General features: G+C 65.3%; 21 protein-coding genes and 1 pseudogene. 12 read left to right on the top strand and 10 right to left on the bottom strand.

Annotated elements, in window-relative coordinates; translation table 11 throughout:
- Nucleotides 1-167 precede the first annotated feature (167 nt).
- From BST13_RS06360 to BST13_RS06340, 5 genes are read left to right on the top strand one after another with little or no spacing between them, the layout of a single operon-like run.
- A complete protein-coding gene (locus BST13_RS06360) occupies nt 168-1,043 on the top strand; it encodes a branched-chain amino acid ABC transporter permease (RefSeq protein ID WP_083161773.1) in 876 nt (291 codons plus the stop codon).
- A complete protein-coding gene (locus BST13_RS06355) occupies nt 1,040-2,035 on the top strand; it encodes a branched-chain amino acid ABC transporter permease (protein ID WP_083161771.1) in 996 nt (331 codons plus the stop codon). The genes BST13_RS06360 and BST13_RS06355 overlap by 4 nt, the downstream gene beginning before the upstream one ends.
- Complete coding sequence (locus BST13_RS06350; RefSeq protein ID WP_083161769.1) at nt 2,032-2,748, top strand: ABC transporter ATP-binding protein; 717 nt, start codon at nt 2,032-2,034, stop codon at nt 2,746-2,748. Before BST13_RS06355 ends, BST13_RS06350 begins: the two co-directional genes overlap by 4 nt.
- Nucleotides 2,741-3,454, top strand: coding sequence for an ABC transporter ATP-binding protein (locus BST13_RS06345; protein WP_083161767.1), 714 nt, complete (start codon nt 2,741-2,743; stop codon nt 3,452-3,454). The genes BST13_RS06350 and BST13_RS06345 overlap by 8 nt, the downstream gene beginning before the upstream one ends.
- Before the next feature lie 15 nt (nt 3,455-3,469).
- Nucleotides 3,470-4,750 (top strand): amino acid ABC transporter substrate-binding protein, encoded by a 1,281-nt coding sequence (locus tag BST13_RS06340; RefSeq protein ID WP_245839399.1) that lies wholly within the window; start codon nt 3,470-3,472, stop codon nt 4,748-4,750.
- An 18-nt stretch (nt 4,751-4,768) separates the two neighbouring features.
- Here BST13_RS06340 and BST13_RS06335 read toward each other — a convergent pair whose 3' ends face one another.
- From BST13_RS06335 to BST13_RS06315, 5 genes are all read right to left on the bottom strand, one after another.
- Nucleotides 4,769-6,049: a type II toxin-antitoxin system HipA family toxin gene (locus tag BST13_RS06335; protein ID WP_083161763.1), complete on the bottom strand. Its 1,281-nt coding sequence runs from the start codon at nt 6,047-6,049 to the stop codon at nt 4,769-4,771.
- Complete coding sequence (locus tag BST13_RS06330; protein WP_245839409.1) at nt 6,049-6,366, bottom strand: helix-turn-helix domain-containing protein; 318 nt, start codon at nt 6,364-6,366, stop codon at nt 6,049-6,051. The genes BST13_RS06335 and BST13_RS06330 overlap by 1 nt, the downstream gene beginning before the upstream one ends.
- A gap of 441 nt (nt 6,367-6,807) precedes the next feature.
- Nucleotides 6,808-7,617, bottom strand: a complete 810-nt coding sequence (locus BST13_RS06325; RefSeq protein ID WP_245839397.1) for an SWIM zinc finger family protein — start codon at nt 7,615-7,617, stop codon at nt 6,808-6,810.
- Nucleotides 7,610-10,618 carry a DEAD/DEAH box helicase gene (locus BST13_RS06320; RefSeq protein ID WP_083161981.1) on the bottom strand — a complete coding sequence of 1,003 codons (3,009 nt, stop codon included), beginning with the start codon at nt 10,616-10,618 and terminating at the stop codon, nt 7,610-7,612. The genes BST13_RS06325 and BST13_RS06320 overlap by 8 nt, the downstream gene beginning before the upstream one ends.
- Nucleotides 10,619-10,754: 136 nt before the next feature.
- On the bottom strand, nt 10,755-11,501 hold the full coding sequence (locus tag BST13_RS06315; RefSeq protein ID WP_083161757.1) for a Mut7-C RNAse domain-containing protein: 747 nt from the start codon (nt 11,499-11,501) through the stop codon (nt 10,755-10,757).
- A 67-nt stretch (nt 11,502-11,568) separates the two neighbouring features.
- Here BST13_RS06315 and BST13_RS06310 point away from each other — a divergent pair, with 67 nt between their 5' ends.
- A complete protein-coding gene (locus BST13_RS06310) occupies nt 11,569-12,054 on the top strand; it encodes a hypothetical protein (protein WP_083161755.1) in 486 nt (161 codons plus the stop codon).
- An 8-nt stretch (nt 12,055-12,062) separates the two neighbouring features.
- Entirely contained in the window at nt 12,063-12,614 is a 552-nt protein-coding gene (locus BST13_RS06305; RefSeq protein WP_211296021.1) for a protein-tyrosine phosphatase family protein, read from the top strand.
- Nucleotides 12,615-12,619: 5 nt separating this feature from the next.
- Here BST13_RS06305 and BST13_RS06300 read toward each other — a convergent pair whose 3' ends face one another.
- Both BST13_RS06300 and BST13_RS06295 read right to left on the bottom strand, forming a co-directional pair.
- Nucleotides 12,620-13,246, bottom strand: coding sequence for a DUF7255 family protein (locus BST13_RS06300; protein ID WP_083161979.1), 627 nt, complete (start codon nt 13,244-13,246; stop codon nt 12,620-12,622).
- A gap of 165 nt (nt 13,247-13,411) precedes the next feature.
- Nucleotides 13,412-13,621, bottom strand: coding sequence for a hypothetical protein (locus BST13_RS06295; RefSeq protein WP_029371448.1), 210 nt, complete (start codon nt 13,619-13,621; stop codon nt 13,412-13,414).
- Between the two features lie 254 nt (nt 13,622-13,875).
- Here BST13_RS06295 and BST13_RS40390 point away from each other — a divergent pair.
- The 4 genes and pseudogenes from BST13_RS40390 (at nt 13,876) to BST13_RS06275 (ending at nt 17,347) form a co-directional block, all read left to right on the top strand.
- Nucleotides 13,876-14,564, top strand: a pseudogene (locus tag BST13_RS40390) (sensor domain-containing protein).
- Nucleotides 14,561-15,370, top strand: coding sequence for a HEAT repeat domain-containing protein (locus tag BST13_RS06285; RefSeq protein ID WP_245839396.1), 810 nt, complete (start codon nt 14,561-14,563; stop codon nt 15,368-15,370). Before BST13_RS40390 ends, BST13_RS06285 begins: the two are co-directional and overlap by 4 nt.
- Before the next feature lie 186 nt (nt 15,371-15,556).
- Nucleotides 15,557-16,435: a cyclopropane mycolic acid synthase family methyltransferase gene (locus BST13_RS06280; RefSeq protein WP_083161974.1), complete on the top strand. Its 879-nt coding sequence runs from the start codon at nt 15,557-15,559 to the stop codon at nt 16,433-16,435.
- Nucleotides 16,436-16,459: 24 nt separating this feature from the next.
- Nucleotides 16,460-17,347, top strand: coding sequence for a cyclopropane mycolic acid synthase family methyltransferase (locus BST13_RS06275; protein ID WP_083161751.1), 888 nt, complete (start codon nt 16,460-16,462; stop codon nt 17,345-17,347).
- Here BST13_RS06275 and BST13_RS06270 read toward each other — a convergent pair.
- Both BST13_RS06270 and BST13_RS06265 read right to left on the bottom strand, forming a co-directional pair.
- Nucleotides 17,344-18,594 (bottom strand): KasA/KasB family beta-ketoacyl-ACP synthase, encoded by a 1,251-nt coding sequence (locus BST13_RS06270; protein ID WP_083161972.1) that lies wholly within the window; start codon nt 18,592-18,594, stop codon nt 17,344-17,346. The genes BST13_RS06275 and BST13_RS06270 overlap by 4 nt on opposite strands.
- 166 nt (nt 18,595-18,760) lie before the next feature.
- Nucleotides 18,761-19,882, bottom strand: coding sequence for a fatty acid desaturase family protein (locus BST13_RS06265; RefSeq protein ID WP_083161749.1), 1,122 nt, complete (start codon nt 19,880-19,882; stop codon nt 18,761-18,763).
- 121 nt (nt 19,883-20,003) lie between these two features.
- Here BST13_RS06265 and BST13_RS06260 point away from each other — a divergent pair, with 121 nt between their 5' ends.
- Complete coding sequence (locus BST13_RS06260) at nt 20,004-20,870, top strand: NYN domain-containing protein (protein WP_083161747.1); 867 nt, start codon at nt 20,004-20,006, stop codon at nt 20,868-20,870.
- 4 nt (nt 20,871-20,874) lie between these two features.
- On the opposite strand, the gene BST13_RS06255 is transcribed toward BST13_RS06260, so the two are convergent.
- Nucleotides 20,875-22,056, bottom strand: coding sequence for a zinc-dependent alcohol dehydrogenase (locus BST13_RS06255; RefSeq protein WP_083161745.1), 1,182 nt, complete (start codon nt 22,054-22,056; stop codon nt 20,875-20,877).
- Between the last annotated feature and the right edge of the window lie 74 nt (nt 22,057-22,130).

The raw sequence follows: 22,130 nt of genomic DNA, 5'->3' as shown, positions 1-22,130 counted from the left end.
AGCAACCACGGGGCCTTGCCGCAAGCCCCACCCCCGGCCCTATAGTGAGAGTGGGAGCAACGTTGCGACAGTCTCTGGCGCCCAGCCAATCCGCGTGATCTGCTGATAACTCCCCCGTGCCGTGGATACGCTCCGAAGAGTCCTGACCGCCCTGTCGAAAGGACTCCATGGCCGAGCTCGTGCAAGCGCTTGTCGGCGGAATCCTCATCGGTGGCCTCTATGTCGCGATCAGCATCGGCTTCTCGCTGTCCTTCGGAGTCCTGGACGTCGTCGATCTCGCCGTCGGAATGTGGGTGGTCATCGGCGCATACGCCGCGATCGTCGCCAGTGAGGTGCTCCACATAGACGCGTTCGTCCTGCTCCCCGCGGTGTTCGTGGTGTTCGGTGTGGTCGGCTGGCTCATCGCGCCACTGATCTATCGAGTCCGCACCAGTAAGTACGCGCTGCCCGCATTGATGGGGCTGGCGTTCACGTTCGGCCTCGCCACGTTGATCCGCGGTGGCCTGCTCACCGCGTTCGGGTACAACCCACGCACGGTGCGCACCAGCTTCTTTCCCGGCAACATCGAACTACTGGGCATCACGGCACCCGCAATCCGGGTGGCCGGCTTCGTGTTCGCGGTGATCGCGACGGGCCTGTTCCTGGCGTTCTTGTTCTATACCCGAACGGGTCTGGCGATCAGAGCCACCGCGCAGAGCAAAGACAACGCCGGGCTGATGGGCATCGACGTCAAGCGCATCAGCAGCCTGGTGTACGCCATCTACACGGGCCTGACCGCGATGGCCGGCGCACTGCTGGGCGCCATCTACGCGATGACGCCGGAAGTCGGTCTGCGCTATACATTGTTCGCGTTTTTCGTGGTGGTGTTGGCGGGCCTGGGCTCGGTGGTCGGCGTGCTGGCGGCGGGCTTGTTCCTGGGTGTGCTGCAGTCGGTGGTGACGACGTACGTGGGCGCCAACTACACCCTGCTGGTGGTGTTCGGCGTCTTGTTCCTCGCGCTGTTGCTGTTCCCGCAAGGCATCTCGCGGCGAGGCCTGGCATGAGGAACCGGCCGGCCTCCGGAGGTAACCCATACCTCAACCTCGGGGTGCTCGCCCTCGTCGTCGCGGTCTTGTGTCTGCTGCCGATGATGACGTCGCCCTACTACGTCCGCGTCGCCACGGGTGTCGCGTTGTGGGCCGGGATCGCGTTGTCCTGGAATGTGATCTGCGGCTACGCCGGCTACATCAGCTTCGGCCACGTCGCGTTCTTCGGCATCGGCGCCTACACCACGGCGATCCTGATGCAACCGCAGCACCATTGGAACTTCTGGGCGACGCTTCCGGTCGCGGCAGTGATCGCCGGTGCCGTTGCGGCGCTGGTCGGTTGGCCCGCGCTGCGGCTCAAGGGCGCGTACTTCGCCATCGCGACGTGGGCGCTGGCCGAGGCGGTCCGCGAACTCACCACGGTCCTCGGCTTCACCGGCGGCTCGGCCGGCCTGAGCACACCTATCCGCAACGACGACAACTTCTTCTACTACACCATGCTCGCCGCGGCGGCGATCGCGTACGCCGTGTGCTACCTGCTACTGGAACGGTCCCGGTTCGGCTTCCAGGTGAAGGCGGTGCGCGACAACGAGACTGCCGCCCGCGCCCAAGGCATCAACACCACGCTGGTGAAGATCGAGGCATTCATGCTGAGCGCGATCATCCCGGCGGTGCTGGGCGGCATCAACGCGTACTGGATCACCTTCATCAACCCGGCGAGCGTGCTGAACACCCTGATCACCGACCAGCTGGTGGTGATGGTGCTCGTCGGCGGTCTCGGGCACGCGTGGGGTCCGGCGCTCGGCGCGACGGCGCTGTTCCTGCTGCAGGAGCAACTGCGGGTCAGCTACGGCGAGACCACCGCCTACATCATCGTGGTGGGCGCCCTGGTGATGGCGGTCGTGCTGTTCCTGCCCGATGGTCTGGTCAGCCTGATGCGCCGGGCCCGCCGAATGCGCTTGGTACATCAGCTTCTTGGCCGCGTCGCGCCTCAGAAGGCCCGGCCATGAGCGTACTGGCGGTGAACGACCTCTTCCGCGCGTTCGGCGGCATCCGCGCCGTCGACGGCGTGACGTTCGAGGTGGAGCAGGCCGAGATCGTCGGCATCATCGGCCCCAACGGGAGCGGCAAGAGCACACTGTTCAACCTGCTCACCGGCGCCATCAAACCCGACGGCGGCACCGTGACGCTGTTCAACCAGAACATCACCCGCTTGACTGCCCACCGCATCGCCCGGGCCGGCCTGGCCCGCACGTTCCAGATCCCCGCGCTGTTCGTGAACATGACTGTGCGGGAAAACCTCTGGACCGCCGCGGTGCAGTTCGACTGGGACAACGCCCGCGCCGACGCCGACGCGGTGCTGGACCGCCTCGAACTCACCCATGTCGCCGAGGATCTCGCGAGCAGCCTCTCCGGTGGTCAGCAGCGGCTTTTGGAGATGGGCCGGGTGCTGATGCGCAAACCGAAAGTCGCGCTGCTGGACGAGGTGGCCGCCGGCGTGCATCCGCGGCTGCGCCAGATCATGCTCGACGCCATCCGCGCCCTGCGCGACGACGGCACGACGTTCCTGGTGATCGAGCACGACATGGAACTCGCGCAGGATATCTGCGACCGGATCCTGGTGATGGACGCCGGAAAGATCGTGGCGCAGGGCAGCTTTGACGAGATCTCCCACGACCCGCACGTCATGGAGGCGTACCTGGGAGTGCCGACGAGTGAGTGAGATTACCGTCGAGAACCTCGACGCCGGCTACGGCAGCGTGCAGATCCTGCACGAGGTGTCGCTGACGGCCCGCACCGGCGAGGTCACCTGCATCTTCGGGCCGAACGGCTGCGGCAAGAGCACACTGCTCAAAGCCATGGTGGGAGTGATCAATCCGTGGGCCGGGCGCGTCGCGATCGACGACGATGACATCACGCATCTGCCGTCGCATCGCACCCTGGGCCGCGGTCTGGCGATGATGCCGCAAGGCGGTGGGGTGTTCCCGCATCTGTCGGTGCGGGACAACCTGCGCATCGGCGGCTACACGATCCGCTCCCGCAAGCAGCTCGACGAGCGAATCGAGGAGCTGCTCAAGGAGTTTCCGCGGCTGCGCGAGCGGTATGGCGTACCGGCCGGCCAGCTCTCGGGCGGCGAGCAGATGATCCTGTCGATCGCCCGGGCACTCATCTTGAACCCACGGTTCCTGCTGTTCGACGAACCGTCGGCGGGCCTGTCGCCCAAGCTCGTCGGCGACGTGCTGGCCCGCGCGGCGGAACTAGCGCGCCGCGGCGTCGGCGTGATCATGATCGAGCAGAACGTCCGCGAAGCGATGCGGGTGGCCGACCGGATGTACGTCCTGGTGGCGGGACGCAACCGCTTCGAGGGCACCCCAGCCGACGTCAAGGACGACCGCGAACTCATGCACCTCTATCTGGGTGGCCGCTGAAGGAGAGGAATCACCATGTCCCACAACATCAACCGCCGACTCTTCCTGACCCGGGCCGGCCTCGTCGCAGGCGGCGTGGTGGTCGGCCCGAGCGTGCTCGCCGCGTGCGGCGGCGAAAAGGGCGGTGGTGGAACGTCGGACACGTTCAAGGTCGGCGCCGTGCTCGAGCTCTCCGGTGAATCCGCCACCGGCGGCCAGATCGCCCAGCGCGGCTACCAATTCTGGGCCGACACGGTGAACAGCAAGGGCGGCCTGGCCATCGGCGACAAGAAGTACAAGGTCGACCTGATCGTGCAGGACTGCAAGAGCGATCCCGCCACCGGTGCCGACTCGGCATCCCGATTGATCACCCAGGACGGCGTGAACGCCGTCTTCGGCGCCTACACCAGCGGCGTGCAGCTCGCGATGGACCCGATCTGCGCCAAGTACAAGGTCCCCTGTATCGCCGGGTCGGCAGAATCACCCAACATCTGGAAGAAGCAGCCCGCGTTCACCTTTGGCGTCATCCCTGCCGTCGACCTGACGGCGGCGCGGTCGATTCAGTCGATCGTGGACACCGCGAATCCCAAGCCGGTCAGCGCAGCCGTCGTCGGCGCCAACGAACCGTTCTCCAGCGACACCGCCAACGGCTTCCGGTCGGGCGCCGAGGCGGCCAAGCTCAACGTGCTGCATTTCTCGCTGTTCCCGCCGAACGCCGACCTGGCGCCCGTCTCCCAGGTGGTCGCGGCGCAGAAGCCCGACATCGTGGCGGTCGGCGGTCACGATGTGCTGCTGGTCGACTTCGTCAAGGCGATGGCGGCGACGGGCTACACGCCGAAGGCGATCATCGAGCACTACGGCATCACCGACGCGTCCTTCGCGAAAGCGCTTGGCCGCCAAGCCGACGGCGTGATGGGCATCTCGGTGTGGTTGCCGACGGCGACGTTCAAGGACGACCTGTTCGGCTCGGCCGGCGACTACGCGAAGGCCTTCGAGCAGAAGTACAGCTCGCCGCCGGATTACACCGCGGCCGGGTGCAGCGCGGCCGGGCGGGTGCTGCAGGCTGCCGTGGAGAAGCTGGGTGAGTCGCCGGCCCTGTCGGAGGACGCGCGCGGCAAGCTCAACGACCTGATCGCAGCAACCGACCTGCAGACGTTCTACGGGCCGATCAAGTTCGCCACCGAGGGCGACCACTTCCACAACAACACCGCGCTCAACCCGATGCTGGTCCAGATCCAGGGCGGGCAGGTCAAGGCCATCGCGCCGCCGGAGTCCTCCCAGGCGCCGGTCATCTACCCGCTGCCGCCGCTGGGCTGAGCGGAACCGTTGCGCGGCTCAGCGGTCCAGGCTGGGCTTCCAGGTGCCTGCAACGTGTTCAATGATCCGCTCTGCCATGCGTTCTGCCTCGGGGCGCGCGTTCGTCGGCAGCGATGCGGCGGCGCGCTCAAACGCACCGGGAAGCTCGTCACGGAGTTCATCCACCCAGGCCACGGCCTGGTGCGCGGGAATCCCGAGGCGGCGTCCAACCTTGCTCCAGTCAGAAGTGTTGATGCCGAGCATCTTCCAGTGATCGCCAATCTTCATCGACGATCGGAGGCGCTCGCGCTGGTCGTACGGCGCCGCCGAGGCGACGTCATACAACGGCGAAACCTGAGCGCGTGATCCGATGAGGACGAGCGAGTAGTTCTTCGCGTGGGCGTCGGTGCCACCGATGAGGACGTTGTAGGCCAGCGCCTTGAAGAAGCGCTCGGCGTTTACGCCCCGGTCCTCGATCGGCAGCCTGTTGAGCAGGTCTGCGATATCACCAACACCCGGCCCCCCGTCGGACTGATACTTCAGACTGGGGTGCACCGACAACGCCTGACACATGTCCTCCTGGTGGACCCGGCGCCACACAGTACCCGCATGAAAGCGGTCGTAGCGCTCCGAGATCAAGACCTGAATGTCGGCGATTTCCACCACCTCCGATTTGGCAGCGAGCAGCCCGGCTTCACTTGCGGCACGCAAGCACAGTGCCTCGTTGATGTGGTGTCGTGCATAGCCGGTGATTGCGGGCTTGAGGATCACGGTCGTCGGCGTCGAGTCGCGCGGGATGCCGAATCGGCCGGACTTCGGATCCCGGAACAGCGCAACTTTCGCTTGGGCGCCGGCGAGACTCCACTTGCCACCGAACCTGCCCGGATCCCAATCGAACTGATGAGTGGCAAGATCCTGCGCCAGCTCGGCAAGGTCAGTGTGGTTGAGCCACTGGATATCGTGGGTTCGCGCCCGAGCGTCAGCCGGGTCGACGTCGGGCGGAAGAATCTGGACAGCGCCGGCTGCGTCGCGACCGACGTGGGTGAGCAGAGCGAAGGGATTATTCGGCGACACGTTGTATTCGCGTCCCCAGCGCTGTCGCGTACCTTCGCTGTCCGGGAGCAAGCCCTCCAGATAGGCCCGCACGGCCTTGTCTCGGTGTCTGTCGGACAGGACAGGAAGGGACAGCGACAGAGGTGTCGGGTCGGTCTGGTCGACGTACTGGTCGTCGTAGGCGAACGCCAGAGAGCCATGGCTGGACTGCGTCACCGTGCCGGTCGGGATTCCGTCGAGGTAAATCCGCAGGGTTCGGCCTGCCATCAAGCCTTCCTCGTGCCGAACAGCGCATCGAACGGGTCGACGGGGGCTGAAGCAGCCGTTGCAACCTTTCGCTTCTGGCGAGCGCTCCGCTGCTTACGTTCGCGGACGACGCTCGGCTGCGCCTCCGGAGCGGTCGCTTCGAGGCTCACCCCCACGACGCGGAGAGCATCGAGTACCCGTTGCGCTTCGAGCCGCGGATGCCCCTTCTCCAATCGGACGACCCAGTCTCGGCTCATGCGCAGTTGCTCAGCGAGGTCTGCCTGTGTCATCCCGCGAGCGGTGCGCGCCGAACGGACAAGTGCTCCGATATCGCCCATCGTCTTCACTTGCATCCTTCACGCCCTTGTAGTCGTTCGACAACTTTTCGAATTGTAGCCGTTCGACGACTTTTACGGAAGTCGTCGTTCTGCTACTTCTTGCACTTCAGCGCCTTCCATGCGCACATACTTTGGTGTCAGATCAAAGATGCACTCGGCCATCCGCGTCAGCATCGTCACCCGGCCCCAGATCGGCTTGTAGCGTCAGAGCGTCAGCAAGGAGTCGCCACAGACCCGTACGCGGATCGTCAAGAATCTTGACGACGCCGACAGCGTCCCCACTCGCGCGCCCGTCAGCGCACAGGAGACGTGCATAGCTAACCTTGTGGTACTCAATCTGCAATAAGGGCCGGATTGGTACATATTGCACAGAGAAGGTTCGACACGAGCTGGCCCGACGCATCAGCCGGTGCGACGGGAAAGAGAGGCCCAACGCCTGACTCAACTAGCGTCGGCACCAAATCCGTCATACGCCGGTCGCAACGTCTCCACCAGCCCCCGCCCGCGCACCGCGACCGGAATCTCGGGAAGCTGGTCCAACAGGGCTGTCGACGACGTCACCGGAGGACTCGACGCACGCACGTCGGCTTGCCGCACGAAAAATGAGTCAAGACAATCGGAAAGCTGGGGGCCCGCGGGCTCGGACCGGTCGGCGGCCGGGCGCGCAGAGCGGGCGGCGGCCAGATTCTCCAGCAACTCCTCGCGGTCACGGCCTCGCCAGGCGAAGATCTCGAACGGATCTTCGTCGAACGCTTCCGCCAACAGGTAGAACGTCGCGGCGAGATGCTTGCACGGGACCGCACTGTCCGGGCATGAGCAGTCCAGCGACAACTCCCGAATTCCGGTGGGAAATAGCGATAATCCCACCGCGTCGAACACATCCTCGATGTCCGAGGGCATCTCGTTGGACAGCAACGAGGCGGCGTACCAGGCGTTTTCGGCCAATACCCCTTCGACCTGCGCCCACTCGCTCTTCCCGAAGGCGGCGATGCCGATGCGTACCCGATAGGGCTGCGCCCGGCTGCCCTGTACTTGAGCGGTCACGAGACCCGGACCGACATCGAGCGAAATCACCTGTCCCCGCCGGGCATAGTTGCGGCCCCGCTGCAGTCGGCTGCCGATACCGATGGCCTCCAGCACCTCGATGAAGCGCTGCGACCACCACGTCTGGCCGATCGCACCGCGTGTGCTGCGCGCCTTGACGCCGCCGTCGACCTCCAGCGGCCGCGACTGCGGGTACCAGTTAGTCACCGACAGCCCCTTCCGACAGGGTGAACAGCTTGCGCAGATCGCCGGTGGACAGTTCGGTCAGCCACCCTTCGCCGTCACCGACCACTAGATCGGCCAACGCCTTCTTCTCCTCGATCATGTCGTCGATCTTTTCTTCGAGCGTGCCGGTGCAGATGAACTTGCGGACTTGCACCGAGCGCTTCTGACCGATCCGGAACGCCCGGTCGGTAGCCTGGTTCTCCACCGCGGGATTCCACCAACGGTCAAGGTGCACAACATGGTTGGCGGCAGTGAGGGTGAGCCCGGTGCCGCCGGCCTTCAGCGACAGCAGGAAGATGGATGGGCCGTCCCCGGCCTGAAAGCGCGTCACCATCTCATCGCGGCGCTTCTTCGGCGTGCCGCCGTGCAGGTAGGCCACGTCCTGCCCGAACCGCGCTGCCAGGTGCGGCACCAGCATCTCGGCGAACTCGGTGAACTGGGTGAAGCACAGCACGCGATCACCCTCGGCGAGAATCTCTTCCAGCACCTCTTCGAGCCGAATCACCTTGCCCGAGCGGGAATCGACCGACGAGCGGTCGTGCAGCAGTTGCGCGGGATGATTACACACCTGTTTGAGCTTGGTCATGGCGGCAAGAACGTTGCCGCGCCGCGCGATTCCGTCGGTGGTCTCGATCTTCTCCATCATCTCGTCGACGATGGATTGATACAGCGACGCCTGTTCGGTGGTGAGCCGGCAGTACTGCTTGACTTCGATCTTCTCAGGCAGATCGTCGATGATGGTCGGGTCGGTCTTGAGCCGCCGCAGGATGTAGGGACGGGTGATCTTGCGCAGCCGCTCGGCCGGCTCGGTCTGGCCGTACTTCTCGACCGGAACGGCATACCGGGCACGGAATCTCTCCGAGGAACCGAGCAGTCCCGGGTTGAGAAAGTCCATGATGGACCACAATTCGGCCAGCCGGTTCTCCACCGGGGTGCCGGTGAGCGCGACCCGGTGCTCGGCGTCGAGTCGGCGTACCGCCTTGGCGCCGCGGGACAGGCTGTTCTTCACCGCCTGCGCCTCATCGAGAACGAGCCGATTCCACCGATATTCGGCGAGTTCGTCGATGTCGCGGGTGGCGGTGCCGTACGTCGTGACCATCAGGTCGACATCGCCCAAGTGCGCGCGCAGCGCCTCGTCGCGCAACCGCCCGGTCCCGTGGTGGGCGTAAACCCGAAGGCCTGGAGCGAATTTCGCGGCCTCGCGTTGCCAGTTGCCGACCAGCGACATGGGGCACAGCAACAGCGTCGGCGCGGTGTCGGGCTGGTCGTGGCGCTGCGCGGCCTCCAATGCGAGCAACTGCACGGTCTTGCCCAAGCCCATATCGTCGGCCAGGCAGCTGCCCAAGCCCAGCGACGACAGGAAGGCCAACCACGAAAGCCCGCGCTGTTGGTAGGGCCTCAGTGTCGCGGCGAAGTCCGGTGGCGGCTCCAGCGGTGAAAGTGATTGTGCCACAGCACCGCTGAGCAGATCATCGAGCCAGCCATCGGCGCGCACCGCGGTGATCTCCAGCGGAGTGTCCGAGTCTTCGGGATGCGCGGCCGCCAACGCCAGGATCTCTGCAGTGCTCGCCTGCCCAGATGGGTTGCGTTCGAGGAATTCCAGCCCACGGCGCAGCTGTTCGGGATCCACCGCGACCCACTGGCCCCGTAGCCGGATCAGCGGAGCCTTGGTCTGGGCGAGCGCGGCGATCTCTTCCTCGGTCAGGGTGTCGTCGCCGATGGCGAGATCCCAACGGAAATCCACCAATTGCTCACGCCCGAACCGTCCCGCGGACGCCACCACCCCATCGACCGGGGTGGATGCGGACACCGCGAGGCCGATCTTGCGGCGACGGTCCCACCACGACGGCAGCAACACCCCGAACCCGGCCTCGTCGAGCAGCGGCGCGGCGGTGGCCAGAAACCGATACGCGCCCTCGGCGTCCAGGTCGATCCCGCACGGGCGGGCTGTGCGCAGCCCGGGCGCGAGTTCGGGATAGATCCGAACGGCGCGTCCCAGCTCACCCAGCAGCAATTCCTCGGGACGATCCAGCCAACGGCGCAGGCCGCCGTCGTCGTCCCAAGTCTGCTCCGCCGGAACCAGCAGGCTCGGGTCGGCGACCGATTGCAGCAGGAACTCCAATCGCCAGGCCGGTTCATCCGCCTCGAGCTCGGTCAGCCGGAAGGTCGCCCGCGCCGGACCGGGCTCGTCGACGCCGATGTCGTCCCACGGCTGCAATGCGTCGGCCAGGGCGTCGAACTCATCCGGATCGGCGTCGATCCTGCCGTCCGGCGCGGTCAGGGCCGTCAACCAGGCTTCCTCCGGCGGGAGCCGTTTCGGACGGCGGCCTCGCCGCGGCGGCAGCAGATCGTCGGAGTCGGGCATCGCCGCACGCGCCGCCGCATCGACGAAAGCCTGCAGCGCCGACGTCACCAGGTCGTAGGCACCTGGCGCGTCCGGTTCCGCGCGGCATACCGGCGGCATCGCCGCCACCAGCGCGTTCAGCGTCACGACATCGGCGCCTTGCACCACCGGCCGCCACAACGCGACCGGCCCGTGCACGTCGAAACCGAGCGCAGGCAGTACCCGCCCGCGCTTCACCAACTCGTGCGCAAAGGCCGTCAAGTCGGCGAAGTAGCCCACAGACTCGCCGTAGCGCACGTCGGCGGCGGGCTCATCGAACACGCTCGACGCCGCCGTGGCCGAAAATGACAGCACCGGAACGGTCCACGGCAGCAAGGCGGGTTCACTGCGTGCGGCGGGCCGCGGCATGATGCGGAGCAGGCTCGGCGAGTCCAGCGGCGCACTCCGCAGCGACGGCAACAGCAGCACGGCACTTCCGGGCTTGCCGGCATGGACGGCGGCGACGACGTCGGTCGACGCCGCGAACGGATGCGGCCGCGCGGTCCTGAGAGCCTGGCTGCTGCTCTTGACCGCTCGCGCGGAGTCCTCACCCCACAGGCACAGGCCGCTGGAGGACCAAAATCCGTGCAGAACCAACATCACCGTGTCACTTTCCACTCAGTCCGGGCCAGACTAATGACCGCGCATGACAGCCGCACCGCACCGCGCCGCATGGGCGCCTTTCGCCCCGCAATTGGTGACACGTGGGACAGCTGATACGGGTGACTTCTTTGAGTCAGAGTTGGTCCAAGAGCTCGTCGACGATGCCGCTCAGCTTTGCGAAATGTGAACCACGCCAGTAGATCCGCCCACATTCGGTGCAGCGGCTGAATTCGTCGTAGTAACGCCGAGTCAGCGGCTCGAGGTGGTCCAACACCTCTTCCTTCGACACTTCGGCCAGTGCACCGTTGCACCGCACGCACCGGGTGAACGGCGTCAGACGCTGCTGCAGATTCAGACGACGGAGCACCGCGAGGGTCTGTTCCTCGGCCTGCTGGGAGTGGACGAACAAGCCGTGGGTGATGGCGCGACGCTTCAACAGGCCACGGTCGCGGGTCAGCAGGATGCGATGCTCTCTGAGACTGATGTCGGCCAGCGTGCCGTCGTCAGCGTCGTTCGACCACCACACATCGAAACCCAGCAGCCGCAGCAGCCGCGCCAGACGGCCGAGATTGACGTCGACCACGAACCGCGGCTCCCGCAACGGCACCGGGCGCAGCCGGGCCGTGGTCCCGATTTCGAGGGCCTCGAACATGGGATACACGGCGATGCGGTCGCCGGTGGCCGGGCGGTGCTCGAAGCCCGCTGGATTCCCGTTCACCAGGATCAAATCGACCTCGGTATGCGGTATGCCCATCGCCTCCAGCACATCCTTGACCGTCTGATGACTGCGAAACGGGCGACGCACCGTCAGGCCCCGCGACGCGGAGCCCAGGAAATCGTTCAGCTCGGCATAGGCCCGGACCGTCACGAAGCCGGCCATACCGCCATGGTCCCACTCCGGCGCCGACGATCTGGGCAACCTCGAACGATCGGCCTACCGTGGGGATATGACAGAGCAGTCATCCGCGGTCACCCTGGCTCATCCGTCGGCCACGATGCTCCGCGTCGTCAACCCGGCCATGCGGTTGCTGCTGCACACACCGCTGGCCGGCCCCGCGCGCAACCAGCTCATGGTCCTGACGGTACGCGGCCGAAAGACCGGACGGCAGTACGCAATCCCCTTGAGCGCACACCGTATCGACAACACCCTCTACGCCTTGACCGACGCGGCCTGGAAGAACAACTTCCGCGACGGCGCACCCGCCGAAGTGCTCCACGACGGCAAGACCACGACCATGCGCGGCGAGCTCATCGACGACGTCGCGACCGTCGCCGACTTGTACCATCGCTGCGCCGAGTCCTACGGGGCCAAACGTGCCCAGCGCATGATGGGGCTCGGGTTCCGTGACCAGCGCGTCCCCACGCTGGAGGAGTTCACCGAGGCAGCGCAGCGTTTGCACCTCGCCGCCATCAAGCTGACCCCTACTGGATAATCAGACTGGTGCACAACGTATTTCGAGCGACCGCCAAGCGGTGGCCGCACGACGAGATCTTGCACGCCTGGTGGGTACAACCGCACCGACTGTTGGCCGGGGAATACCCGGGCTCCGCCACGCCCGAAGAAGCCGACGCCAAAGTGCGTGTCCTGGTCGAGGCCGGTGTCGACTCCGTCATCGACCTCACCACTGACCAAGACCGCCTGACGCCGTACCGGGAGCGCCTGGACGCGGCGGCCGAGACGGCCGGACGCACGGTGCGGTACTTCGCGCACCCGATCCCCGACTTCGGCGTCCTCGACCACGCGGGCTACGACGCAATCCTGGCCCGCATCCACGCTGAACTGGACGCGGGTCGGACGGTGTACGTGCACTGCTTGGGCGGGAAGGGCCGCACCGGAACGGTGATCGGGTGCCTGCTGGCGGAATCGGGATTGAGCTATGACGACGTCATCGCCCGCATCGCGGAATTACGGTCGGGCACAAGAAAAGCCGACGATCCATGCCCTGAGAACACTGCCCAGCATGACATGCTGCGGGCGCGCTGCCGGCGATGATCGGGCTAGCCCTGCGCCGTCCGCTCGTCGACGAACTCCCGCAGCGCATCGCGGTCGACGGGCTTACCGTCGAGCATCTCGGCGAGCGACGCGCCGCCGATCATGTCGTAGACAGCCAGCCGCGCCAGCCGGACACCCGAACCGACCGCAGCGATGTCGCGCATCGCGTCGTAGAGTGCGCGTTGCTTCCAGCGCGGCGACCCGGCACCTTCGAGCAGCCGGGCAGGCCCTGCAGGCCCGAACAGCCGCTCCGTCGCAATGCTCGTCCAATAGCTGCCCCAGCCCCGCTCCGCGGAGCATGCGCTCTCGTACTGCCCGCAGTACCGCAGGTAGGTCTCGCACCAGGGCAGCCGCTGCGCCCACGCCTGTTCAAGGGTTTTCCTGCGGTACCTGTTGAAGTGCTCGCTTTCGTCGAGCTCGACGATCAGACCGCCTTCGAGCACGCAATCCCACGGGCCGGGCCGCAGCCGCGGCTCATCGAGAGTGCCACCGAGCGCACGGTACAACCGCAGGATCTCCTGCTGATCCTGCGGTCGCAAGCTTTTCAAGTGGGGGCGCATGGACCGCGTTGCTGCCGGCTTATAACCGGCCTCGCCCAGAATGTGTACCAGCGCATCCTGCCGAGCTCGCATGCCGATCACCGAACCTCAATCCATCATCTGAACCCGACATCGTTGCAATACCCACCGACAAGTGGACGCAACCGTCCACTTCGGTTTTTGTATGAAGCCTGCCCGGCCGTCCCGCGTGCCGATGTCCGCCGTTCGGACGACCAGGCGCTGCGCCTGCTGCGCTGGTTACTTGGCGTGGTTGCGCTGGTGGTGGTGATGCACCGAGGTGCCCGGCTTGGGGGTGTTGTCCTGATGCGGGAAGGCCTCGTGACGGCTGGCCGACGGGCCGTGGTTGGCGACAGATGCGTCGGCGTGGGCCGAGGCGGCACCGAGGAAGATGATGGCCGGGGCGGCGGCGAGGGTGAAACCGGCGGCGATACGGCGGGTGATGGTCATGTCGACTCCTTTGTCGGATAAGGCTTTTCGTATTTCATCCGGTGTGTTCCGGCGTTGAAATAAGAATGCCGCCGCCCGGCCCCGCGAACCATCGACCAACCGGCCCCTGCACCGGCCCAATCCCTTGTCCCCCGATCGGGGGAACGGCTACTCGCCTAGTCCGGCGAGGCCCAAATTGCCGCGTCGGCGGGCCGTGAGGCGGGCATAGGATCAGCCAACAGATTTGAGGGGGAACCGTGGTCGCTGAGGCCGTGATGCGGGTGCCGCGCCGGGGCGTCGGCAAACTCTTGCGTGCTACCAGCGCAGGGGTGGTGCTGCTCGCGCTCACCGCGTGCACGGCTCGCGTGCCGCCCGACCCGAATCAGCCGCAGGTCGACGTTTTGGGCAGCATGATGGCCAGTGAAGCGGAGATCAACACCATCATGGGCACCATCGACACCATCCGCCCCAAGACTGCCCTGCGGGCACCGATGAAGAACGACCTCTTCGAACCACTGTCACGTCCCGAGTGCATCGTGGCCATCGGCAACGCGATGGATTGGGTCTACCGCGACAGTGGTTACCGGCAGTACCGACGCAGTTCGCCGACGAGGCCGGCCTCGTCGAAGTCGACCAGGCCATCACGGCGTTCGACAGCCCGCAGGCCGCCCGAGCCCTCGTCACTCGCACCGTCGACATCTGGCGCCGCTGTGGAGCCGGCACACTGACGCTGAGCTACGACGGAGGGCGGACGCTCAAGTCCCGGCTGATGGCGGTGCCGAGCGTGGTCGACGGCATCGACATCACCCGCGACGCACCCGGCTCCGGAACCGGCTTCATCACACATCGCGCGATCGTGGCTGTCGACAACATGGTGGTCGACCTGCGGGTCAGCGACACCAGCGAGGACGGCAGCAAGACGCTGCAGCTGGCCAAGACCATCGCCAACCGCAACGCGCTGTGAGCAACAGCGACGAAGTGCTCGCCCGCCTGCGCCGGGGCATCGCCGACATCGAGTCGACCGGCCCTGTCGACAAAGACGCGGCCGCGGCGGCCCGCAAGGCCCGTAGGGAGAAGCCGAAGCCGACACTCGATCCGCAGCCCGAGGCCGGCATCCCCGACGATGACGACTGGATGGACAACCTTCCGGTCTGGTTACGCGACGGCGAGAACGGCTTCGACCGGCGGCTGATGGAGGATCTCGCGGCCGCCGGATACCGTTGCTACACAATCAATCGGCTTCCCGGGCGCACCGTCCCCAAGGCCATTCCCATCGTTCTCGACTGGCTGGAGCACTTGGAAGAACGCATTCCCGGCCCGGAAACGCGTCACCGCGAACTGATTCGCGGCGGGCTCATCTGGCGGCTCAACGACCCGGCAGCCCGCGGCAATCAGCGCGCCATCGATCTCGTGATCATCCAGATACGCCGACAGCAGCCGCCACTGCCGTCACCGTTCTCGGACGGCGCCGGGCAGGTACTTGCCCGCATCGCGTTGCCCCGGCACTTCGACCAAATACTCGAGCTGTTCGGTGAACTCGCCGACGACAACAGCGCAAAGTTCTTCCTCACCGAGTACTTCGGCAAGGTGAAGACCACGCAGTCACGCGACGTCGTGCTCCCCTACCTCGATCGGTGGGCGGACGTCGTGATTCCCACGCTGATCAAGATGAACGCCGCCAACGTGCGCCACCTGATCGAACCCCACCTGAAAGACAGTTGGCCGCGGACACGCAAGTACGCGCGCCGCGCAATGGAACGGCTCACCTGACCAAACAGATTTGCGCACAGCATGTTTCATGATCTCGCAAGGAAGTCTGGTCACCAGGCAATTAGCGGAGTAATGTTCCGAAACGGCGTATGAAGAAGCGGTACGTCAGTCAGCTATCGAATCCTGCCAATAGACGGGCGGCGGATAGTGACAGCTACCCGATGCGATAAAACCACAACACCTTTCATCGGCGCGCGGCCCGGCGAACGACACGGGTCGACGGCAGACGAAGTCCGCTCTCATTACGACCTGTCCAACGATTTCTTCCGGCTGTGGCAAGACCCCACCCAGACCTACAGCTGCGCCTACTTCGAACGTGACGACATGACGCTGGAGCAGGCACAGATGGCGAAAGTCGATCTGGCCCTTGGCAAACTGGGCCTGCAACCCGGGATGACGTTGCTGGACATCGGTTGCGGCTGGGGCTCGACCATAATGCGTGCGGTGGAGAAATACGACGTCAACGTCATCGGCTTGACGCTCTCGCACAATCAGCTCGAGCATATCGAGCAACGTTTCGCGGAGTCTGACAGCAAGCGCAGCAAAGAGGTTCGGCTGCAACCGTGGGAAGACTTCACCGAGCCGGTCGACCGGATCGTCTCGATCGGAGCGTTCGAGCACTTCGGCTTCGAGAAGTACGACGACTACTTCAAGAAGACCTATGACCTGCTGCCCGGCGACGGCGTGATGCTGCTGCACACCATCGTCTCCACCAGCAAGGAAGAGGTCGCCGAACTCGGACTGCCGACCACCATGTCGCTCATGCGGTTCTTCAGGTTCATCGTCACCGAGATCTATCCGGGCGGGCGGATACCGCTGATCGCGATGGTCGAAGACCACGCCACCACAGCAGGTTTCGATGTGACCCGCAAACAACGCCTGCGTCCGCACTACGTCCGCACCCTGGACACCTGGGCCGCCAACCTGGAAGCCCACAAGGACGAGGCCATCGCGATCACCTCCGACGAGGTCTACGAGCGGTATCTGAAGTACCTGACGGGCTGCGCGGACCTGTTCCGCAAGGGCTACACCGACGTGTGCCAATTCACCTGCGAGAAAACATAACTCAATCACAGAGGGGGTCATCCGATGGCGCAGAGCAGCACGGCCACAGCGCAGATGCGTCCATACTTCGAGGACGTGCAGGCCCACTACGACCTCTCGGACGACTTCTTCGGACTGTTCCAGGACCCGTCGCGAACCTACAGTTGCGCGTTCTACGCGCGTGACGACATGACGCTGGAAGAGGCTCAGCTGGCCAAGATCGATCTCGCCCTCGACAAACTCGGACTGCAGCCCGGCATGACGCTGCTCGACGTCGGGTGCGGCTGGGGTGCGCTGATGAAACGCGCCATCGAAAAGTACGACGTCAACGTCGTCGGCCTGACCTTGAGCCGCAACCAGCACGCCTACACGCAAAGCCTTTTGGACACCGTCGGGACCGATCGGTCACACCAGGTGCACTTGCGGGGCTGGGAACAGTTCGACGATCCCGTGGACCGCATCGTCAGCATCGAGGCGTTCGAAGCCTTCGGAAAGTCCCGTTACGCAGCATTTTTCGATATGGCGCACCGGGTGCTGCCCGCCACTGGGTCGATGGTGCTCGAGACGATCTTCACTCATCCGATCAACTACTGGCGTGAGCACGCCATCCCGGTGACCATCAGCGACATGAAGTTCACGCGGTTCATCGGCAAGGAGATCTTTCCCGGCGGCCAGCTGCCCTCCGATGCGGATGTCCTCGAATACTCGTCCGGTTCCGGCTTTTCCACCGTCGAGCTGCAATTGATGAATCCGCACTACGTCCGCACCCTCGACACCTGGGCGGCGAACCTGGCCGCGCACCGGGACGCGGCGATCGCCACGACCTCGACCGAGGTCTACGAGCGCTACATGCACTACCTGACGGGATGCGCCGACTTCTTCCGCCGCGGCATCGCCGAGGTCGCGCAGTTCACCTTCGCCAAACGGAACTAGTACGCGCCGAAGGCCAACGCGACGTTGTTGCCGCCGAATCCGAACGAGTCGCTGATCGCATAGTGGAAATGGCCGCGGCGCGGCTGGTCGGCCACCACGTCCAGGTTGATCTCGGGGTCGTGGTTCTTGTGGTTCAGCGTGGGCGGGATGACACCGTCGCGCAGGGCCTGCACCGTCAGCACCGCCTCCACCGCACCTGCGGCGCCCAGCGAATGGCCCAGCGCTGCCTTCGGCGCGTACACCGCGGGCATCTGGGCGCCGAGGGCCCTGTGGATGGCATGCGCCTCGGCCTGATCACCCGCCACCGTCCCGGTGGCGTGCGCGTTGACGTGATCAATATCGGCCGGGGTGAGGCCGGCCAGTTCGATGGCCCGGCTGATCGCGGCGCCGGCGCGCTCCCCTTCCGGGTCCAGTTCGACAGCGTCGTAACAGTCGCAGGTGATACCGACTCCCATGAGCCGAGCCAGAATAGGGGCGCCGCGCGCCTTGGCGTGCTCCTCAGTTTCGATGAGCATCAACGCGCCGCCCTCGCCGAACACCATGCCGTCGCGGTCGGCGTCGAACGGACGGCACGCGGCTGACGGATCCTGGTTGTAGGTCGAGAGCATGCCCAACTGGCAGAACGCCGCGACGGGCACCGCCTCGATCCACGATTCGACACCGCCGCAGATGGCGATGTCGGCGTCGCCGAAGATGATGTGCCGCCACGCGTGAGCGATGGCCGAGGCCCCGGACGCGTCGGCCATGAGCGGAGAGATGACGCCCGCCTTGGCTTGGCGCTCCAAGCCGACCGCGGCAGCCGCCCCGTTGGGCATGTACTTCGGGATGGCGGTCGGGGGTACGGCGCGCAATCCCTTCTGCAGCCAGGTGTCGTACTGCATGGTGAGTTCTTCGGTCGAACCGAGCGCCAGGCCGATCGACACGAGCAGCCGCCGGGTGTCGATGTCGGGTGCCCCGGCGCTCTCCCACAGCCGCCGGCCGAGCACCGTCGCCATCTGACCTGTGTACGAAAGGCGTTTACGCTCAACGCGACTCAGAATATCTTCGAGATTCTCGGTGAGCTGCCCGCCGATCCGTACGGGCGAATCGAATTCGGTCACGAACGGACTGTCGAGGTCGCGGATACCGGTGCGGCCCTCCAGCAACAACTGCCAGGTTTCCTCGGCGTCCGCCGACAGCGCAGTCGTCGATACCGCCGCCGTAACTACGACGTCGGCCAATCCATCGCCTGTAGTCTTTGCACCCATCATGGCCCCTTGAGGTGACAGCAATAACTCTAGGACTACCCACCTCGGCATGGGTCCAAATCAGCACAGTCGGACATTCATAAGCCAGACTGGGTTCATGACCGAACCCGCCACCCGCCCGACTGGGCTCAACCGCGCGAACTAGGGCGGTAGCCGCCTGGGCGTCTCAGCCTCGCATCTGCCGAATGCCGGAACGACAGCTAGTTCGAATCCCACTCCAGCCGCTGTCCGGAAGCGCGAGCTTGAAAATCGTTCTCAGTGTCTGCAGGTACTGATGAGTGAGCGGCCCGCTGGTATACGGCACGCCGTACTTGTCGCAGAGGTCGCGTACCCGCACGCTGACCTCGGCGAGTCGGTTGCTCGGCAGGTCGGGGAACAGGTGATGTTCAATCTGATAGCACAAGTTGCCGCTGGAAAATGCCAGCACGGGACCGGCTTTGAAGTTCGCCGCCCCCAACATCTGACGCAGGTACCACTCGGGTCGCGTCTCTTCCTGCAGCGTCTGCGGTGTGAACTTCTCGGCACCATCAGGGAAATGGCCGCAGAAGATCACCACATACGCCCACAGGTTGCGCAGCAAGTTGGCGGCGAGATTGGCCGCCAGGGTCCGCCGCCACCGGTGCAGGCTCAGCGCGGGCAACACCACATAGTCCTTGCCCAGCTGTCTGCCGATCTTAGCTCGCAGCGTTCGCCGTACCTGGTTCTTGGCTGCGTCGGTATCGGCCCTGTCCCGCGCGGAATAGAAATCGTGCAGGGCGATGCCCCACTCGAAGATCATGGCCAACAAGAAGTTTCGCACCGGCTGTACCAGATGCTGGGGCTGCCATTCTTGGTCGCGGCTCATCCGCAGGATGCCGAAGCCGAGGTCGTCGTCCACTCCGAGCACATTGCTGAACACGTGGTGGCGGTAATTGTGTGAGTAGCGCCACTGCTCGGACGGGCCGACCATGTCCCATTCCCAGGTGGTCGAGTGGATCTCCGGATCGTTCATCCAGTCCCACTGGCCATGGCATACGTTGTGGCCGATCTCCATGTTCTCGACGCACTTCGCGTATGCCAGCGATATCGCCCCAGCCAGCCAACCAACCTTGGAACGGCTACCTGCGATCAGTAGCCGAGCGGCCACGTCGAGCGTTCGTTGAAAGATGATCGTCCGCCGGATGTACGCCGCGTCACGCTCACCGAGCGACGCTTCGATATCCCTACGGATTGTGTCGAGCTCGGCCCCAAACGCGTCGATGTCGGCCTGACTCAATTGCGCGTATGCCGCGATGTCGCTGATTGCCACGTGCGTTCCCGGTCCGTTCATTGCGGCGGCATTGTCCGGGCCACCTGAGGCGTGATGCCTGCCAGCGTAGCGTCCACCCCGATTCGTGCGGTTTCCGAGGTCAATGGACCAGACTGGGCCCATGACCGAACCTGCAGCCCCTCGCGTCGCGGTCTACCTCGACTTCGACAACATCGTGATCTCACGGTACGACCAGGTCAACGGGCGGAATTCGTTCCAGCGCGACAAAGCCAAGGGCCTCGACGCGGACCGCCTGGTCCGGTCCACCGTCGACGTCGGCGCCATTCTGGACTTCGCCTCATCGTTCGGGACACTTGTCCTCACCCGGGCGTACGCCGACTGGTCGGCAGATGTTAACGCCGGTTACCGGCAACAGCTGGTGGGCCGGGCCGTCGACCTGGTGCAGCTGTTCCCGGCGGCGGCCTACGGCAAGAACGGCGCAGACATCCGCCTGGCAGTCGACGCGGTCGAGGACATGTTCCGGTTGCCCGACCTTACTCACGTGGTTATCGTCGCCGGCGATTCCGACTACATTCCGCTGGCCCAGCGGTGCAAACGGCTCGGACGCTACGTAGTGGGCATCGGTGTGGCCGGATCGTCGAGCCGGGCGCTGGCCGCGGCGTGCGACGAATTCGTCATCTACGACGCTCTGCCAGGTGTGCCGACCGTGGAACCGGAACGCTCCGCCGAGCAGGAGCCGCCGAAACGCACCCGACGGACCAAGGCAGCCGAACCCGCAGAACCCGAGGAGCCCGACCCGCAGGCAGCCGCCACCGCGCTGCTGACGCGGGCACTACAGATCGGGCTGGAGAAAGACGACGTCGACTGGTTGCACAACTCCGCGGTGAAGGCGCAGATGAAACGGATGGACCCTTCGTTCAGCGAAAAGTCCTTGGGATTCCGGTCTTTCAGTGATTTTCTGCGGTCCCGGTCCGATGTTGTCGAATTGGAGGAAAGTTCGACGACGCGGATGGTGAAGCTGCGATAACCGCTCAGGGCTTCAGCATCATCTTGACGGCGCCGTCCTGCTTCTTCTGGAACAGCTCGTAGGCCCGCGGCGCGTCATCGAGCGGCAGCACGTGACTTGCGAAGGTGTCGACGCCCAACGGATCGTCGGCGGTGAGCAGCGGCATGATGTCGTCGACCCACTTCTTCACGTTGGCCTGCCCCATCCGCAGCTGCACCTGTTTGTCGAACATCGTCAACATGGGCAGCGGGTCGGCGCTGCCGCCGTACACCCCGATGAGCGATATGGTGCCACCGCGTCGCACGATGTCGATCGCGGAGTACAGCGCGTCGAGCCGATCCAGGCCGGCCACCTGCATCATGGGTTTCGCGATCATGTCCGGCAGCGCGGCCGTGACCCGCTGCATGGCTTGCGCGACCGGGGAACCGTGCGACTCCATCCCCACCGCGTCGATCACCGAATCCGTACCGCGCCCGGCGGTCATCGACCGGATCTCGTCACCCAGGGAGCGGTCGAGGGTGTCGAGGTCGACCGTGGTGATCCCGCGAGCCTCCGCGCGCATCAGCCGCTCGGGAACCCGGTCGACCGCGATGACCCGGTACCCGAGATGGCTGGCGATGCGTGCCGACATGTCACCGATAGGGCCGAGCCCGAGGACCGTGACGGATCCGCCTTCGGGGATGTCGGCGTAGGCGACTGCCTGCCAGGCGGTCGGCAGCACATCGGACAGATAGATGAACCGCGAGTCAGGCGGCCCCTCGGGCACTTTGATGTGGGTGAACTGCGCTTGCGGCACCCGCAGGTATTCCGCCTGCCCGCCGGGCACCTCGCCGTAGAGCTCGGAGTACCCGAACAGCGCCGCGCCCATGCCTTGCTCGCGGACCTGAGTGGTCTCGCACTGGGTGTAGAGCTGGCGGTCGCACATGTAACAGTGGCCGCAGGAGATCTGGAAGGGCACCACCACCCGGTCACCGACGGACAGGTCACCGACGGACGAACCGACCTCCCGCACGACACCCATGGCCTCATGGCCGAGGATGTCGCCCTCGTGCATGAAGGCCCCGAGCACCTCGTAGAGATGCAAGTCGGAGCCGCAGATGTTGGTGGAGGTGACTTCGATGATCGCGTCATCGGGTTGTTCGATTTTCGGATCCGCGACGGTGTCCACCCGTACGTCGCGCCGCCCATGCCACGTTACCGCTTTCACAGCAATTCCCCGTCCGCCGGCTCCATCGGCTTGATCGGCGCACGCACGCCGGCCTTGGACGCTCGGCTACCCCG

Origin of the sequence: Mycobacterium aquaticum (assembly GCF_002086485.1) — a bacterium.
Lineage (GTDB): Bacteria > Actinomycetota > Actinomycetes > Mycobacteriales > Mycobacteriaceae > Mycobacterium > Mycobacterium aquaticum.
This window is presented reverse-complemented; position numbering and strand designations above follow the sequence as displayed.

Bases quoted from the DNA above. Each gene is read 5' to 3' on its own strand.
- BST13_RS06360 (WP_083161773.1), top strand. From the start codon at position 168: ATGGCCGAGCTCGTGCAAGCGCTTGTCGGCGGAATCCTCATCGGTGGC.
- BST13_RS06355 (WP_083161771.1), top strand. From the start codon at position 1,040: ATGAGGAACCGGCCGGCCTCCGGAGGTAACCCATACCTCAACCTCGGG.
- BST13_RS06350 (WP_083161769.1), top strand. From the start codon at position 2,032: ATGAGCGTACTGGCGGTGAACGACCTCTTCCGCGCGTTCGGCGGCATC.
- BST13_RS06340 (WP_245839399.1), top strand. From the start codon at position 3,470: ATGTCCCACAACATCAACCGCCGACTCTTCCTGACCCGGGCCGGCCTC.
- BST13_RS06335 (WP_083161763.1), bottom strand. From the start codon at position 6,049: ATGGCAGGCCGAACCCTGCGGATTTACCTCGACGGAATCCCGACCGGC.
- BST13_RS06330 (WP_245839409.1), bottom strand. From the start codon at position 6,366: ATGGGCGATATCGGAGCACTTGTCCGTTCGGCGCGCACCGCTCGCGGG.
- BST13_RS06320 (WP_083161981.1), bottom strand. From the start codon at position 10,618: ATGTTGGTTCTGCACGGATTTTGGTCCTCCAGCGGCCTGTGCCTGTGG.
- BST13_RS06315 (WP_083161757.1), bottom strand. From the start codon at position 11,501: ATGGCCGGCTTCGTGACGGTCCGGGCCTATGCCGAGCTGAACGATTTC.
- BST13_RS06310 (WP_083161755.1), top strand. From the start codon at position 11,569: ATGACAGAGCAGTCATCCGCGGTCACCCTGGCTCATCCGTCGGCCACG.
- BST13_RS06300 (WP_083161979.1), bottom strand. From the start codon at position 13,246: ATGCGAGCTCGGCAGGATGCGCTGGTACACATTCTGGGCGAGGCCGGT.
- BST13_RS06295 (WP_029371448.1), bottom strand. From the start codon at position 13,621: ATGACCATCACCCGCCGTATCGCCGCCGGTTTCACCCTCGCCGCCGCC.
- BST13_RS06275 (WP_083161751.1), top strand. From the start codon at position 16,460: ATGGCGCAGAGCAGCACGGCCACAGCGCAGATGCGTCCATACTTCGAG.
- BST13_RS06270 (WP_083161972.1), bottom strand. From the start codon at position 18,594: ATGGGTGCAAAGACTACAGGCGATGGATTGGCCGACGTCGTAGTTACG.
- BST13_RS06260 (WP_083161747.1), top strand. From the start codon at position 20,004: ATGACCGAACCTGCAGCCCCTCGCGTCGCGGTCTACCTCGACTTCGAC.